Annotated in this window: 13 protein-coding genes and 2 riboswitches; of the genes, 7 read left to right on the forward strand and 6 right to left on the reverse strand. The window is 44.8% G+C overall.

The features are described 5' to 3' along the window. Positions 1-24 precede the first annotated feature (24 nt). Positions 25-126, forward strand: a riboswitch (purine riboswitch). A gap of 171 nt (positions 127-297) precedes the next feature. Continuing rightward, entirely contained in the window at positions 298-1,821 is a 1,524-nt protein-coding gene (guaA, locus tag ACZ444_RS04050) for a glutamine-hydrolyzing GMP synthase (RefSeq protein ID WP_382357388.1), read from the forward strand. 71 nt (positions 1,822-1,892) lie between these two features. After that, a riboswitch (purine riboswitch) is annotated at positions 1,893-1,993 on the forward strand. Between the two features lie 108 nt (positions 1,994-2,101). After that, on the forward strand, positions 2,102-3,436 hold the full coding sequence (locus ACZ444_RS04055; protein WP_382357389.1) for an NCS2 family permease: 1,335 nt from the start codon (positions 2,102-2,104) through the stop codon (positions 3,434-3,436). A 138-nt stretch (positions 3,437-3,574) separates the two neighbouring features. Here ACZ444_RS04055 and ACZ444_RS04060 read toward each other — a convergent pair whose 3' ends face one another. After that, positions 3,575-4,132, reverse strand: coding sequence for a WXG100 family type VII secretion target (locus ACZ444_RS04060; RefSeq protein WP_382357390.1), 558 nt, complete (start codon positions 4,130-4,132; stop codon positions 3,575-3,577). 63 nt (positions 4,133-4,195) lie between these two features. On the opposite strand from ACZ444_RS04060, the gene ACZ444_RS04065 reads away from it, so the two are divergent. Next, a complete protein-coding gene (locus ACZ444_RS04065; RefSeq protein WP_382357391.1) occupies positions 4,196-4,366 on the forward strand; it encodes a hypothetical protein in 171 nt (56 codons plus the stop codon). Positions 4,367-4,743: 377 nt separating this feature from the next. Continuing rightward, a complete protein-coding gene (locus ACZ444_RS04070; RefSeq protein WP_464433585.1) occupies positions 4,744-5,088 on the forward strand; it encodes a hypothetical protein in 345 nt (114 codons plus the stop codon). A gap of 83 nt (positions 5,089-5,171) precedes the next feature. Here ACZ444_RS04070 and ACZ444_RS04075 read toward each other — a convergent pair whose 3' ends face one another. Beyond that, positions 5,172-5,726 carry a GNAT family N-acetyltransferase gene (locus ACZ444_RS04075; protein WP_382357394.1) on the reverse strand — a complete coding sequence of 185 codons (555 nt, stop codon included), beginning with the start codon at positions 5,724-5,726 and terminating at the stop codon, positions 5,172-5,174. Between the two features lie 180 nt (positions 5,727-5,906). Between ACZ444_RS04075 and ACZ444_RS04080 the strand changes: the two genes are divergently transcribed. The 3 genes from ACZ444_RS04080 (at position 5,907) to ACZ444_RS04090 (ending at position 9,961) form a co-directional block, all read left to right on the forward strand. Beyond that, positions 5,907-6,539, forward strand: coding sequence for a hypothetical protein (locus ACZ444_RS04080; protein WP_382357395.1), 633 nt, complete (start codon positions 5,907-5,909; stop codon positions 6,537-6,539). Between the two features lie 99 nt (positions 6,540-6,638). Next, the gene (locus tag ACZ444_RS04085) at positions 6,639-8,267 is read left to right on the forward strand and encodes an FMN-binding glutamate synthase family protein (protein ID WP_382357396.1); all 1,629 of its coding nucleotides are present in this window, start codon (positions 6,639-6,641) and stop codon (positions 8,265-8,267) included. 509 nt (positions 8,268-8,776) lie between these two features. Further along, complete coding sequence (locus tag ACZ444_RS04090; RefSeq protein WP_382357397.1) at positions 8,777-9,961, forward strand: NupC/NupG family nucleoside CNT transporter; 1,185 nt, start codon at positions 8,777-8,779, stop codon at positions 9,959-9,961. A gap of 153 nt (positions 9,962-10,114) precedes the next feature. Here the strand turns inward: ACZ444_RS04090 and ACZ444_RS04095 are convergent, their stop codons facing one another. The 4 genes from ACZ444_RS04095 to ACZ444_RS04110 all read right to left on the reverse strand — a co-directional run bounded on the left by ACZ444_RS04095 (position 10,115) and on the right by ACZ444_RS04110 (position 14,790). Further along, complete coding sequence (locus ACZ444_RS04095) at positions 10,115-11,161, reverse strand: ABC transporter ATP-binding protein (protein WP_382357398.1); 1,047 nt, start codon at positions 11,159-11,161, stop codon at positions 10,115-10,117. Between the two features lie 81 nt (positions 11,162-11,242). After that, positions 11,243-12,910, reverse strand: a complete 1,668-nt coding sequence (locus tag ACZ444_RS04100) for an ABC transporter permease (RefSeq protein ID WP_382357495.1) — start codon at positions 12,908-12,910, stop codon at positions 11,243-11,245. 77 nt (positions 12,911-12,987) lie between these two features. Further along, entirely contained in the window at positions 12,988-14,019 is a 1,032-nt protein-coding gene (locus ACZ444_RS04105; RefSeq protein ID WP_382357399.1) for an extracellular solute-binding protein, read from the reverse strand. A 15-nt stretch (positions 14,020-14,034) separates the two neighbouring features. Further along, entirely contained in the window at positions 14,035-14,790 is a 756-nt protein-coding gene (locus ACZ444_RS04110; RefSeq protein WP_382357400.1) for an HAD family hydrolase, read from the reverse strand. Positions 14,791-15,327 lie beyond the last annotated feature (537 nt).

Below are 15,327 nucleotides of genomic sequence, written 5' to 3' on the forward strand. Positions count from 1 at the left end.
AAATAAGACCATATAAAAACTGCCTGATCACTAGATAACGCCGTTCATATATCCTCGACAATAAGGGTCGAAAGTTTCTACCGGGGCACCGTAAATGCCCTGACTATGAAGGCGGAATGTCAATGGGTTATTAGCACGAACCCGGATTTCTGCCTTCTAACAGCTATGTGCTGTCCAGTGGCAGGGGTCCGGGTTATTTTTGAAAGAAACAGGATGTGACCTTTGGCTGTTTCTGCGAACCCAGAAGGCGGGCTTAGTCACGAACCAAAAATGCAGGATTGATAGGAGCGAGGCAAAATGGAATCGAACGATATGCTATTAGTATTAAATTTTGGCAACCCATATAACCAGCTGTTGACGAAACAAATTCGTAAACAGCATGTCTACAGTGAATTGCATCCGCAAGCGACAAGCGCTGAGGCGATCAGCCGGATGAGGCCTAAAGGCATTATCCTCTCAGGAGGCCCGGCTAATGAAGCTGAGAATTTCGACCCGGCTATTTTTGATCTGGGCATTCCGGTTTTGGGCATTGATGACGGTATGCGGCAGATGGCGCGTCATGTCGGGAGCACGGTGACGCAAACGGCCCGCCAGGACAAGGGTGAAGCCGTGATTGAGCTTCAGGGTGACGGGGTTCTGTTTCAGGATGCACCTAAAACGCAGACGGTCTGGATGAGCCAGAGTGCCGATGTCGCCAATGTGCCAGAGGGCTTTCAGACAAATGCTTCAAGCGCTCAGACCCCCGTTGCAGCAATGAGCGCTCCTGATCGCAGTTTGTATGGCGTTATGTTTCATCCCGAGGTCAGCGAAACAGCGTATGGTGAGGATTTACTGCAGCATTTTATTTATGATGTATGTGGCTGCGGAGGTGACTGGACCGTTCAGGCCTTCATCGATCAGAAAGTGGCACGCATCCGCGACCAGGTAGGGGACAAGCAAGTACTGTGCGCGCTCAGCGGCGGCGTTGATTCCTCCGTTACGGCCGCACTGGTTGATAAAGCGATTGGCAAGCAGCTGACCTGCATCTTTGTTGATCACGGCCTTCTCAGAAAAAATGAGGCCAGTGATGTTAAAAAGACATTTGCGGAGGATTTCGATACGCATTTCATCGCCATCGATGCGGCTGACCGGTTTTTAAACAAGCTGAAAGGTGTAACAGACCCGGAGCAGAAACGGAAAATCATCGGCAATGAATTCATTTATGTGTTCGATGATGAAGCAGACAAACTGAAAGATATTGAATTTCTGGCGCAGGGAACCGTTTACCCCGATGTAATCGAAAGCGGCGGCGAAAACGGTCAGGTGGTCAAGTCGCATCATAATGTCGGCGGTCTGCCGGAAGACATCCAGTTCGAACTGATTGAACCGCTGGATACCCTATTTAAAGACGAAGTCCGCGAAGTTGGTCTGCAGCTTGGGCTTCCGGAGACGATTGTGTGGCGGCAGCCGTTTCCAGGTCCCGGCCTGGGAATTCGCGTCCTTGGTGAAGTGACGGAGGACAAGCTGGCGATTGTTCGGGAATCGGATGCTATTTTGCGTGACGAAATTGCTTCTGCCGGTCTGGATAAAACTATCTGGCAGTATTTCACGGTTCTGCCGGATATCCGCAGTGTCGGCGTAACAGGTGATGCGCGCACGTATGATTATACAATCGGCATCCGCGCGGTAACCTCCGTCGATGGCATGACCTCTGACTGGGCACGTATTCCGTGGGATGTTTTAGAGACAATATCGACGCGCATAGTGAATGAAGTCGACGAAATTAACCGTGTTGTGTATGACATTTCCAGTAAGCCGCCTGCAACGATTGAATGGGAATAACGAACATTTACTATATAAATGAATAGAATGTTCGTTTTCTGTTGACGTGTTCAGCTGCTTCATGTAATATGAACCTATAATTAAATAGTTTGCGTATAATTTCGGGGATACGGCCCAGAGTCTCTACCAGACCACCGTAAATGGTCTGACTACGCAAGAGAAAAGTCATGATGTTGAGGACTGAGTCTCTTCTGATTGCTTTTTCTTGCTCGGTTTTGTGAGCACTCTTGCCCCCGCAGGAGTGCTTTTATTTTAAAAGGAAAAGTGAGGAGGAGAAACATTGCGGCGTTATTTTCAGTTTAGCGAACATGGCACGACTTACCGGAACGAAATTATGGGTGGACTGACGACCTTTTTAGCGATGGCTTATATTCTGTTTGTTAACCCTTCGACGCTTGCATTGGTTGGCGTGGAAGATTTGCCTGAAGGTGTCACACGCATTGATCAGGGGGCGGTCTTCACGGCTACTGCTGTTGCGGCGGCACTGGGAACGCTCATCATGGGGGTTCTCGGCAAATACCCGATTGCGCTCGCACCGGGGATGGGCTTGAACGCCTTTTTCGCTTACACGGTGATTTTAGGATTCGGCATCCCCTGGGAAACCGCTCTTGCCGGTGTTTTGGCATCCGGACTTATATTTATCGTCTTAACCTTAACAGGCCTGCGCGAAAAAGTTATTAACGCCATTCCGCCCAATCTGAAAATGGCTGTGGGTGCTGGCATCGGTCTTTACATTGCCTTTATCGGGTTTCAGAACGCAGGTATTATTGTCGGTGATGACGATACACTCGTATCGCTGGGCAATTTGACAGCACCGCCTGTTATGCTGGCTATTTTCGGGGTGGTCATTTCCGTTATCTTACTGAGTCTGAACATTAAAGGCGGTATTTTTTACGGCATGATTATCACGGCGATTGCCGGTATGGTGACCGGCTTGATTGATGCGCCGTCTGGTATCAGCGGTGTCGTCGGCGAAGTACCCAGTGTCGCACCGACGTTCGGCCAGGCCATCAGCCACTTTGGCGACATCTTTTCGATGGATATGCTTGTCGTGATTCTAACGTTTTTATTTGTGGACTTTTTTGACACTGCAGGCACACTTGTCGCTGTCGCCACCCAGGCAGGCCTGATGAAAAATAATAAGCTGCCGCGTGCCGGCAAAGCGCTGTTTGCAGATTCGACCGCAACCGTTGCTGGCGCTGTCATTGGCACATCCACGACAACATCCTATATTGAATCGACCGCTGGTGTTGGCGCAGGCGGCCGGACCGGTTTTACTTCCGTCGTGACCGCGGCCTGTTTCCTGCTGGCCTTATTCTTTTCGCCATTATTGAGCGTGATCACCTCAGAAGTGACCGCGCCGGCTCTGATTATTGTTGGCGTCATGATGTCGGCCTCGTTAAAAGATATTGATTGGGATCAATTTGAAATCGCGGTGCCGGCCTTTCTGACAGTGGTAACCATGCCGCTGGCGTACAGCATCGCCACCGGGATTGCCATCGGCTTTATCTTCTACCCGATTACAATGATTCTGAAAGGCCGCATCAAAGAAGTTCATCCCGTGATGTATGGACTATTCGTCATATTTGTCTTATATTTTATATTTCTGAGCTGATTGAAAAAGCGGCGCCACTCTGGGTGGGGCCGCTTTTGTGTGTATTGAACCAGATTCTGAAATGGTGATGACGGCGCGCTGGATTAGGGGTTGTCAGCTAATGGAAATATTTACACAATTATGGGAACATGTTAACGTTTAATTGATTGTATCAATTCGATCGAGACGGGCAGTCGATCGATCGAGAGCAGCGGAAAATCGATCGAGCACAGCACAGAATCGATCGAGAGCATCAGAAAATCGATCGAGCACAGCACAGAATCGATCGAGAGCAGCGGAAAGTCGATCGAGGCACACACAGAATCGATCGAGAGCACCGGAAAATCGATCGAGCATAGCACAGAATCGATCGAGAGCATCGGAAAATCGATCGAGCACAGCACGAAATCGATCGAGAGCAGCGGAAAGTCGATCGAGCACAGCACAGAATCGATCGAGAGCACCGGAAAGTCGATCGAGCACAGCACAGAATCGATCGAGAACAGCGGAAAGTCGATCGAGGCACAGCACAGAATCGATCGAGAGCAGCGGAAAGTCGATCGAGCATAGCACAGAATCGATCGAGAGCATCGGAAAGTCGATCGAGCACAGCACGGAATTGATCGAGAGCACCGGAAAATCGATCGAGCACAGCACGGAATCGATCGAGAGCACCAGAAAGTCGATCGAGGCGCACACAGAATCGATCGGGAGCATCGGAAAGTCGATCGAAGCACAGCACGGAATCGATCGAGAGCAGCGGAAAGGACAAAAGATATTATGGAAATAATTTTGATTTTTGCAGCAGGCTTGATTGTGTTGATTTTAGCTGTTATAGCAATCCTCAGAGGGGTGGTCGACAGAGTTAATGCGCCAGTTGATGCGTTAAAAGAGGACATTTCAGACCTTGAGAAAAGAATTAGTGATCTTGAGAAGAAAAACGGCAATTAATAGCAGTATAAAAACGTTCGACAGAAGAAAGCAGGTGATGAGTTTTCTAAAGCAAGAGTTCACCCATTAATTCTTGCAGGAATATTGTTTACATCGATGACTTGGTCTTTAAAGGCGTATCAAAGCTATGCTTATAATGAAATACGACTGGGTATTATATTTACGTTGTTATTTATGTTTCTTTTCACCTTGTTCATTTGGGGGATTATTCGAAACAAAAAACTCAAGAAAACGGCAACGGATGAATAAAGCTGATATAGCAGCAGATGGATGTTTATTAGAATTTGCAAGGAATGAAAGATAATCAACGGCAGCCATAGTTGTCTAAAAGAAGGTTTTTTGAAGAGCCAGAACGCCCAAGGAAAGGTATTTTAAATATGAAAGTAAGACTAATCCTTAAAATAACTGGCTGGTTATTAATAATTGGTTTAGGTGTTATTCATTTCCTGAACCGTGAGGATCTTTCTGTATGGGACAGTGGTTTTAATGGAATTATCTATGGTGTCGGTTTTTTAGCAGGCTTGGGGCTGGTTTTCTTCACCAACTCACCTCGTAAAATTAAAAAGCGTAAAACGGGACTGACTTTGATATGTATGAGCTTGGTCTTTTTGATCTCTGGAATGATACTTATCGACACACTGGGATCAGGGGTATTCTCACTATCCTTCGTTATCATGGGTGTAATCGTGGCACTGTCAGCGGACTTTATAACAGCAAGTTGAAATCGTAACAGAGGATTAACAAGACTGCGGCGGTCAATTTTAACAGTGCAACAACTCCTTTTGAACCTCTTCAGCTCAACTATTTAGAGGTAATCTTCATACAAATGGCTCTTATTGTCTCGCCATTCATTTTCTAAAATACTCATTTCCCACAGACTCCAATAATCGCTTCCTCTTTTTCTGCAATCCCTAAGCAAACCTTCTTTTGTGAATCCAGCCTTTTCATAGCAGGCTATAGCCGGGGTGTTAAAGTCAAATACACCTAGACTGACGCGGTGTAACTGGAAATGATCAAACGCGATGCGTAAGACATCATGGATCATTTGCTGGCCAATTCCCTGCCCCCTTGAATGCTGATTTCCTACTAGAACCTTGGCTATTCGTGCCGACTTGTTTTCTTGATCAATATGTCTTAAGGAAATGTGGCCAACCGTATCGCCGGTCTCTTTAAGCCGCACCGCAAATATGAAATCGCGAGCACTTTTATGATTTGTGTTCTCGATATATGTTTTCAGCTGCTCGTTGTCCAGCGGGTAAGAAAAACCAAGGCCTCCCCATTGAACTAAAAAATCCTCTGAATCAATCCATTCGATGAGCTGCTGAAAGTCAGTTGGTTTGAAGTCATCTAACTCGATCATTCGCTTCACCTCTCTCCATTCAATGCGTTATGACTGTTTTATCACTATCTTTATAGTAACATAATCATAAAACGGCACGCAGTATATGCCACCCTGTCTCATTTGCGGACTGCCGGTTTTCCTGAAGGGGCAGAGTCATGTAAAATATGGCTTGTTGATCAAAAAATGTGAGGGATGACTATGAATTATGTAAACGTTTTATTCTTGAGTACATTATTGATGCTGGCAGGTTGTGCTTCGGGGACGTCTGAAGAGCAACATTCCAATGATCAAACCAATTCCGCTTCGTCTGCTGTTAAGGAGCAAATCGGCAGGGATCTTTCTGCTGATAGTGAGCAGACGATTACGTTAGCGGCAAGCGAGAAAGCTTTGCCTGCGAAATTTAATGAAATGGCGTTTAAAAGGAAGGAAACACCGCTCTATGAGTATGTCGTAAAAGAAGTCACCAATCAATCGGACTATGAAGATGCGTGGGATTTATATGAACTTGAAAATAAGCCGCCGCGTATAGACTTTACTAAGAAAGACGCTTTGTTCATTGGATTGTACGAATCTGGTGAAGGGTCGGGAAACTGTCCGACAATGATAAAAAACATCAAATTGGACAGTGACCATAGTACAATGACAGTAATGTTAAATGATTTAATAGGTCCAACTGATAATTGTGAGGAGATGGCAACGCCACGGACGCATGTCATTACGATAACAAAAGAAACATCACAGGCGATAAACAATCTGACGCTAATTGAAAAATTCAATGACGCTGACGTTGAAACAGATGTTCCCATTAAAACTAAATCTCACACGAACTAAGATATGCCGCAGCCAGGCAGTCGATTTCGCCATGTGTATAAATTCAGCTGTCATTATGAATAATAAGACACAGAATACAGACAAATGGAGGAATCGCAGATGAACTTGGCCAACTATTTAACAGTAATCGGGTTTGCGATTATCGTTTTAACGATCATCGCTGCCGGGATTGCTTTTTTATTAATGTATCGCAAAGATCACAGCCAGGGTGAGCATCCTATCTTACGCAATTATCCCGTCTTGGGAAGAGTTCGGTATTTTCTCGAAAACATTGGCCCGGAGATGCGTCAATATTGGTTTGACAGCGATACCGAGGGCAAGCCTTTTTCCCGGAACCAATACCAGAATATCGTCAAAAGTGCTAAATACCAGCGTGAAGTGCTTGGATTCGGTGCCGAGCGGGACTATGATGCGGCGGGCTATTATTTGGCCAATACCATGTTTCCCAAACAAGCAGACGAAATGCAAGTTAATCATGAAACTCAAGTACGAACGAAAAAATATATTTTATTGAAGGATTCGTTGTTTGGGCAGCGTGAAGAAAAATTGGAAGATAATCAAACAAGCGCTTATTTGTTAAAAGATGATGATGCGATCGTCATCGGACCTGATGCTGCTCATCCATTTGTTGTCAAAAGCTTGGTCGGCCAGTCTGCAATGAGCTATGGCTCCCTTGGTGAGCGTGCTATCACCGCACTGTCGAAAGGTCTGGCAATGGCGAAGGGAACCTGGATGAATACGGGTGAAGGCGGGCTGTCATCGCACCATTTAAAAGGTGGAACAGATATTATTCAGCAAATTGGCTCGGGTTTATTTGGTTTCCGTGATAAGGACGGGAATTTCAGCTGGGAGGAGTTAAAGAAAAAAGGGGATATGGAAGAAATCAAAGCGTTTGAGCTCAAATTAGCGCAAGGAGCAAAACAGCGCGGCGGTCACGTAGATGCGGAGAAAGTCACGCCCGAAATTGCTGATATTCGCAAGGTAGAGCCTTATCAATCCATTGAAAGTCCGAATCGTTTTCACCAGTTTGATGATGTGTCGACCCTCCTTGATTTTGTTGAGAAAATTCGCGACCATACCGGAAAACCGTGCGGCATTAAAGTGGTAATCGGGCGAAATGACAGCCTGGTGCCGCTGGCTAAAAAAATGAAAGAAACAGGTAAAAGTCCTGACCATATTACCATAGACGGCGGTGAAGGCGGTACAGGTGCGTCTTATCAGGAACTAATGGAAAGTGTTGGCTTGCCCATCAAATCGGCATTGCCAATTGTCGATGCCACACTGCGTCATTATGGTGTACGCGATCAAGTTAAAATCATTGCCTCTGGGAAACTGGAGACACCAGATAAATCGGCGATGGCGCTAGCGATGGGGGCCGATCTGATCAACATTGCGCGCGGCTTTATGGTCACAGTGGGCTGTATTCAAACGCTGAAATGTCATGCTAATATTTGTCCAGTCGGGGTGGCGACCACCGATCCTGATTTACAAAAGGCTCTGGTCGTTGACGAGAAAAAAAATCGAGTCGCCAATTATCTGGTAACGATGCGTAAAGGCATATTCCGGGTTGCAGCAGCTGCCGGTGTCGAATCGCCGACACAACTTCAGCCCAGACATCTTACCTTTAAAGATGTCGATGGCGATGTCGCTTCAATGGATGAATATTATCAGATTATCGACGACAATATTGCAAAAGCCATAAAGCGCCATGAAGACATGCAGACGTAAAAATGTTTCATGATAAAAGACCACGGTCAGCGATACATAAACGAAAGGAGATAAGCGGCCGTGGCGGTATTCGGTAGGGGGTAGAGCAACGGCGATTATGGTTGAATTAATCGGCTGACAGATCATATTTAAGATCAGCGCACCTGCCACGAGTCAGTTATCGATAAAGAATAAGTACCATTTTATGGGACTTTAAGAGGCATTTATCACAGATCAATTGTCAGCGGCAGGTGTTGGATTAGGGATTGAGGACATCTTTACAATGTTCACCGTCATCCTTCACGCCTATTTAAACAAACTTTGACAAATATTCATAAACGTACTATTCTACTATTCGGTAGATTGAGTTTAAAAAAGTAAAAGACTTCTAATAAACTTACCCACCCAAGAGCGAGCGCTCCATTAGTTAGCTGCTCCCGGTGCATGCTGAGGATATGAAATATTAGTGATTATAGCATTGCTAAACCTTAACATCTGAGTATTTTTTACAGAAAAGGGAGGAGCCAAGGATGAGGATTTTAATCGCCCTTTTAGGCGTGCTTGTTGTTTTTGCGCTGGCTTATCTGGGAAGTAATAATCGCAAAAAGATTCGCTACAGACCCATTGCTGTCATGATTGGTTTGCAGGTTATACTGAGTTTTATCTTTCTGAATACACCGGTGGGCGAAGCCATTATTAAGGCGATTTCATTTGTCTTTGATAACCTGATGAACTATGCGGGCCAGGGTGTTGATTTTGTATTTGGGGGAATGGCAAACGAAGGCAAGGCGCCCTTCTTTTTGACAGTGCTGCTGCCCATTGTGGTCATTTCATCCATTATCGGGATTCTCCAGTATACGAAGATCTTACCCTTTATTATTAAATATATTGGCCTGATATTAAGCAAGGTGAATGGCATGGGAAGACTGGAATCTTACAATGGTGTTGCCAGTGCGATTCTGGGCCAGTCAGAGGTCTTTATTTCGGTGAAAAATCAGCTTGAGTATCTGCCTAAATACAGGCTGTATACGTTGTGTGCTTCTGCTATGTCGACCGTGTCGATGTCGATTGTCGGCTCGTATATGGAATTGCTTGATCCGAAATATGTGGTCACAGCTCTTATTTTAAATTTATTTGGCGGTTTCATTATCGCGTCGATTCTCAATCCTTATACTGTAAATGAGGAGGAGTATGAGCTGCAAGCAGAAGAGGAGGAGGGTGAGAAGCAATCCTTTTTTGAAATGCTTGGAGAATATATCATGGATGGGTTTAAGGTTGCCATTACGGTTGGCGCCATGCTTATCGGATTTGTTGCTCTGATCGCCATCGTCAACGGGATCTTCAAAGGTATTATCGGCATATCCTTTCAGCAGCTTCTGGGTTATGTCTTCTCACCAATTGCCTTTATTATGGGCGTTCCCTGGGGAGACCTAGTCCATGCTGGGAGTCTTATGGCTACCAAAATGGTGACCAACGAATTTGTTGCCATGACAGATCTCAGCAGTCAAAATCCAATGTCTGTGCGTGCAACAGGAATCGTTTCTGTTTTCCTTGTTTCTTTCGCAAACTTTTCTTCGATTGGTATTATCACAGGCGCTGTAAAAGGATTGCATGAGAAAAAGGGCAATGAGGTTGCAAGCTTCGGTCTGAAATTGTTATACGGCGCAACGCTGGTCAGTATCTTATCGGCAACGATTGCAGGATTATTTATCTAAAAGTAAAGGAAAATCGCAGAACGAGACGGGTTAAGTAAACATGCCAATGTTGGGGATAAGGCATCTCTGGCATTGGCATTTTTAAATTGCCGCTGGGAGCGCGGCAATTATTGCTATGACGGCTTGCTCCCTAAGCAATAGGACCGCACTTTTTTATAAAAAGTGCGGGTCTTTAGGCATTTCGAGACCAATGTGATCACCTTTGTGGTAATGACGAGAGGAATCAATATTAAATTGATCGACCAGTATTTCTGTTCCGTTCAGGTCAACAAAGTAACGGATGACGTTTCCATTATAGACGACTTTGGAAACATTCCCCTGTATAGCACTGTCTTCATTAATAATAATGCGTTCGGGACGAATCATGATTTTACGCTTATTATCACGTTGCTGTGAATTGTTGTCTGTTATTTCAAATTCTAGCGCGTCGTTTTTAAATAATGTCTTTGGTCCCTCTTCTTCAGTGATTCCTTCCAGTATATTGGATTGACCCACGAAATTAGCAACAAAAGGGTTGACGGGGTGATTATAGATTTCATCTGGATTACCCAGCTGTTGAATAACACCTTCGTTTAGAACAATGATACGGTCCGAAATACTTAATGCCTCTTCCTGGTCGTGGGTTACAAAAATCACGGTCAGATTTAATTCGTCTTTTAAACGGCGGATCTCCTCGCGCATGGTCATACGCAGTTTCGCATCCAAATTGGACAACGGTTCATCAAGCAGCAGTACTTTTGGCTGCAGGACCAAGCAGCGTGCGATTGCTACGCGCTGCTGCTGACCGCCGCTTAATTCGCTCGGTTTGCGATTATCGTAATTTTCCAGCTGCACTTGGGATAGGGCCTGTTGAATACGTTCCTCACGCTCTGATTTGCTCAGTTTTTGTATTTTCAGTCCGTATTCAACGTTACGATAGACTGTCATATGAGGGAATAGTGCATAGTTCTGAAACACCATCCCCGTCGAGCGCCGTTCAGGTGGTAAATGGTCGACATTTTGACCATCGAGAACAATGTCACCAGCATCTTGCCTGTGAAATCCTCCGATGGTACGGAGGAGGGTGGTTTTACCGCAACCACTGGGACCGATAAATGATACGAGTTCGCCTTTACCGATTTGGACGGAAATATCGTCGACGGCCGTTACATTGCCAAAATATTTAAATAGATGCTCCAAATTCAAGAATTCTTCTGCCATTGTTGAGCCTCCTTTGGTAGTCATTTAACATGCTATATCCTGGATCCGTGACGATCGGATAGGAATTTTGAGTGATTCCCATTAAATCTTGACGCCAAAGCGTTTTTCCAGAAACTTTAATATGCCCATACAGAAAAGGACAATGACAATCAGGACAAACGATATCGCTGAAGCCATACCGACTTTGGCCTGTTCGGCCAGGTTAAGGATCTGTACGGCAACCAGATTGGTTCCAGGTGAAATGAGAAAGACGACGGAACTAATAGACACCATGGCCGTCATAAAGGTATAAACGAAACCGGCGACAAACGATGGTGTCAGGAGCGGTGCAACAACACGCAGGAAGGTGCGATAGGGTCCAGCTCCCAGATCACTGGATGCCTCTTCCATGCCAGAGTCAATCTGATGCATTTTACTGATGCTGTTTTCCATTCCGACTCCGATTTTCCGGAAGGTCATGTTTAAGACGAGTAACGTCACTGTACCGGTTAAGAAGAATGGCGGGCCATTAAAGATCAAGACGTAACCGATCCCCATTACGGTTCCCGGGACAGCCAAGCCGAATAGTGTCAAAAATTCCAGCACGCTTTTGCCGGGGATTGGTTTTCGGGCAAATAAGTAACCTTGCAGCATCCCGATGACAGCCGCGAGAATAGCTGAAATGAACGACACAATAATACTCGTGTACAATGGTTCCCAATCGCTCTGATCCTTGAAATGATCGAGCGTGAAGGAGTTATCGATACCGATAATTTTAACAAATGCTCCCAGTACGACCATCACAAACATCCCCAGGATAACGAGGACGAACAATGTACTGATCGTGGTCATGAAACCTTTTACAGATTTGGAGAGCGGTGCGTTGGATTCTCCTGATCCGCCGCTTATGGTTTCGAGATTGGTGTCTTTTAAAAAGTAGGTTTGAAAGATAAATATAATCAAACTCGGAATAATGAGAAAAACGCCCATAACAGCAGCGAGTTCCATATTATGCTGACCGACGACGGCAAGATACATTTCCGATGAGAGAAACGCATTGCTTCCCCCGATGATCAGTGGATTCGAAAAGTCAGCCATGGCCATAACAAAGACGAGCATAGCAGCTTTGATAATCCCTGATTTAGCAAGCGGAAGCGTCACTTTACGTAATGTCCGCCACTGACTGGACCCGAGATCTCTGGAAGCATGTTCAAGGCTTGGGTTCATGCTGCTCAGTGTACTTTCTACAAGCATATAGCCCATAGGGAAATAGCCAATGATCTGTGCTAAAACGACACCCCAAAAGCCATAGATGCTGAAATCCCATCCAAACCAATCGGATAATAGATTGGTAATTAATCCATTGCGGCCCAGTAAAATAATAAGGGACAAGGAAAAAATAAAGGGCGGTGTTACAAGCGGCAATAGGGCTACTCCGCCATAAAACCGGGATAGTAAACTCCGGGAGCGTGTTACATACAGTGCTAAGACAATACTTAAAAAGATAACGACAGTGGTTGTTACAATCGATGACAATATACTATTACGCAGTGCCCCTAAGTAGGTAGACGAAGAGAAAAAATCTTTGTAATGCGAAAATGTCAGCGTTTCGGAACCAATTCCAAAACTTTTTAATAAGACAGCTACAACTGGCACAACAATAAGCAGTAAAATGGCTAGTGCCAGGATGATGGTTAAAATCGCAAATCCTGGTTCTGCCCAAAGATTTTTCCAAGCTCTGGTAAAGGGATTGGATTTTCGCTTTGTCATCTCCACAGTTAACACCCCTTTTTAATCATGTTGGAGAGGCTGGGACAAACGTAAGTGCTGCCCCAGTCCCTTTTGGTTTAATCAGAGAATGTTTCACGCCATTTTTTCATGATGGCGTCCTTGTTCTCAGCGGCCCATTTAGCATCATAATCGATAAATTGTTTTTCCAGCTCTTCACTATCCTCGGTACCTTCTACACCAGGTTTAGTGACAACAGAGCGGTATTCTGCGTTTTTCTCAGCGAAATTTTTCGTTCCCATGTAGTCCATCACTTTTTTGGCTGCTTCAGGATGCTCTGTATCTTTGAAAATCCAGTTGACGTCCAGGCTGTAGCCAACGCCTTCAGATGGAATCATGCCTTCGATAGGATAACCTTCATCTGCGAAATCTGTGACACCTTTGTCCCAAGTAATGGCAACAGCATATTCGCCTTGTGCGACTTTTTCACCGGGAGCGGTGCCGGATTTTTCATACTGGGCGACGTTTTTATCCAATTCTTTGAGATAGTCCCAACCGTCTTCTTCACCCATAATTTGCAGGATGGCTGCTACAAACAGATAAGCGGTACCGGACGTACCTGGGTCAGGCATGATGATCTCGCCTTTATACTGGGGTTCGAGGAGGTCCTCCCATGATTCGGGCTTGTCCAAATCTTTTTCCTCGAAAATCTCTTTGTTCATGCCTACCATGGTGTACCAGAAACCGGTGCCGTACCAATTGCCGTCCGGATCTTTAAATTTGTCTGGAACATCTTCCCAGTTCTCTGATTCGTAAGGCATAAGGTAGTCTTTATCAGCTGCTTTCCGTCCGATTCCTTCCAGCATGCCGATTTGCATATCGGCGCCAAAGTTTGGTGCCTCAGACTCTATACGACTCCAGCCTTCTTCACTGGAAAGGCGGAGTACATCCAATTCGACTCCCGTGTTTTCTTCAATATCCTCAGCAAGGGGATCCATTGTATCCGCGTTATTGTGTGTATAGACTTTAAGTGTCGTCCCGCTCACATCATCACCATCACCGTCTCCAGCGCTGTCAGCATCATCACTTCCGCATGCTGTGGCTATTAGAGCGAGTAAGGCAACGGCCATAACAATTAAAAACTTCTTCATAAAATTTCCTCCTCTTTAGGTTAAAAGATTACTATTTTCATAATTAGTGATTACCTGATCCGCCTGTTTTAAATGGCGGCTTGTCCCGATTTGCTCGGGAACGATTCCTATTGTCGCCAGCATATGGGCGTTTTTGCCAGTTATCATATCCCCATTGGAGTCGCCGATCATTAATGTTTTTCCGGGATCGATGTTCAATTGCTGGCAGGCTTTTCTGGCGCTATCGGGGAATGGCTTTTCTCGTTTAACCGCATCCTGCCCAATAACACTTGTGAAATAATCAGCTATGTTGAGAGTTTCTAAATGGTGGTGTGCTCTTTGTGTATCATCAGAAGTAATGATACCAAGCGGAATCGATGCTTGATGCAATTGTTCTAAGAAGGCTCTCAATCCCTTTATAGGCTGTAAATAGTGTTCCCAGTCCAGGGAATTGTCGGTGGATTCACGGCTCTGGATAACCAGGGAGATGGCTTCATTCCAAGGCATCCCGTTCTTATATAAACATGATCCTAATAAAGCCTTCAGGTCATCATTACTGCCAATAGCCAAAGGGCCGGTGGGATCCCAGCTATTGTGGTCCACATCTACCCCAATTGTTTCTGCTAAATCGGCTCTGCTCACGTCAGAATCTGGATTCGCGGCTTGCAAATGATCAATCCAGCTGATGGCCCAGTGAAGCCATAAGCTCGCAAAATCCAATAGTGTTCCGTCTTTATCAAATAAGATACCATCTATTTCGTAATACTGGTTGTCAACCTTTATTTCGGACAATTTTGCTCACCTCCTTTAAGGGGGGGAAGAGACGAATTGATGCGAACCACTGCGATACAAAAGAGATTATAGACGTTAATGTTTATTTTGTACTGAACATTTAGTTTGTAAAAAATAAACTTAACAAAATGTCTATATACTGTAGAATACAATATATGAATAAAATGTCAACAGCTGTCGGAGGAAAATGTCACTATGTTAACTGCAAAAATATTAAAAAATTACTATCATATCAGTAGAGAGAATTCGCTTACATAGAGTAAACTTCATAATATATCAATAATATTAGTAATCTTTAAAATTATAAAATCACCCTCCATTAATGGGTGAATGGTAACATTTGTGCTGATTGCCATGATTCTGCTTGTGCAAATGCCGTCACCTGTTACCGTTATGACAGCGTATGTGGAAAAATATTCTTTTTGTATTTATCTGTTTTGTGTTAAAATTTACATATTATTCTTTTGATTGATAAGACGGAAATTTAGAAATGGACAGAATTAACCTATGAAAATTATCGAATCTGATATAAGGGGG

It is taken from the genome of Lentibacillus kimchii, from assembly GCF_055381965.1.